2 protein-coding genes are annotated in these 849 nt (G+C 59.4%); both read left to right on the top strand.

What is annotated here, in order from left to right:
* Nucleotides 1-423, top strand: a 423-nt coding sequence (locus AC1DWI_RS24895; RefSeq protein WP_477726145.1) for a flagellar biosynthetic protein FliR, incomplete at its 5' end; no start/stop codon positions are given.
* The coding region (locus AC1DWI_RS24890) for an EscU/YscU/HrcU family type III secretion system export apparatus switch protein (protein WP_477726144.1) at nt 413-849 on the top strand (437 nt) is incomplete at its 3' end. The genes AC1DWI_RS24895 and AC1DWI_RS24890, both read left to right, overlap by 11 nt.

Here is an 849-nt window from a genome sequence, read left to right as displayed (position 1 = left end):
GCCGTGCTGCTGTTCTTCCTGCTGGCCGGCCATCATGCTTTGCTGCGAGGCATCGCATTCAGCGTTGAGCGGTTTCCCGTGGCAGCGCAGTGGTCGGCTGCCTACGGCCTGGTCGCGATGCTCAAACAGGTGAGCGCCTTGTTCACGCTGGGATTTGCCCTGGTCGCGCCCGTGGTTTTCTGCCTCTTCATGGTTGAAATGGCGCTCGGCGTTGTCGCGCGAAACCTGCCGCAGATGAATATGTTCGCCATCGGCATTCCCGTGAAAATCGTTGTCGGGCTCATCACGCTGTCCCTGTGGTTTGCCGGCGTAGGTGGCGTCATGACGCGGGTTTACCGCAGCATCTACACGACCTGGGATTCCATGTTGTCCCAGGATGCGTCTCAAAGCACATTTGCGCCGGGAGCCGTCCATGGCCGATGAGCAAGACCTTGACCGCAATGAAGCGGCGACGCCTCACAAGCTTCTCAGGGCGCAGGAAAAAGGGCAGGTCGCCAAAAGCCCGGAAGTCATTTCGGCGCTGGTGTGGACGGTGGCTTCCGTTTACCTGACATGGAAGGGCTGGGACAGCGTCAGGGACCAATTCGTTTTCGACCAGAGCCTGTTGCTTCGCATCGCTGGTCTGGATCCCAATGGCGGAGCGCTGTGGCCTCTTGCATCCCAGGTGGTCAAGGGGGCAATGATGCAGCTGCTGCCTTTTTTCGCCGTCATCATGCTCACCGCCGCGCTGGCCAACCTGATGCAGACAGGGCCGATGTTCACCACGGATCCCCTCAAGGCGGATTTCGACAGGCTCAATCCGGTCAACGGGTTCAAGAAAGTGTTTTCGATGCGAACCCTGTTTGATGC

It is taken from the genome of Polaromonas sp. P3_C2 (assembly GCF_056402675.1).
This window is presented reverse-complemented; position numbering and strand designations above follow the sequence as displayed.